The following is a 255-nucleotide window of genomic DNA, read 5'->3' as shown; positions in this document are numbered from 1 at the left end:
GTTAACACAAAAGGCATTACCATGAGCATGTCCCGCAAAGGGACGCCCGCTGATAATGCCTCCATCGAATCGTTTCATTCCTCACTAAAGTCTGAAACGTTCTATCTTAACAGCATTGATCGAACTAGGACCGCCATCGTAGAACGCACTGTCATAGAATACATTCATTATTATAACAATATTCGTATTCAAACGAAACTAAACAACCAATCACCGATAAACTATCGGCAATTGGCTGTTTAAAAGGTGTTTTGA

1 protein-coding gene is annotated in these 255 nt (G+C 40.0%); it reads left to right on the top strand.

Going from position 1 to position 255, the window contains the following annotated elements; genetic code table 11:
* Positions 1-243, top strand: a 243-nt coding sequence (locus tag AC0C66_RS21610; protein ID WP_472973711.1) for an IS3 family transposase, incomplete at its 5' end; no start/stop codon positions are given.
* Positions 244-255 lie beyond the last annotated feature (12 nt).

This window comes from Bacillus sp. VA13 (assembly GCF_055710085.1).
The sequence above is the reverse complement of the archived record's forward strand: the minus strand, read 5'-3'. Positions and strand labels throughout refer to the sequence as shown.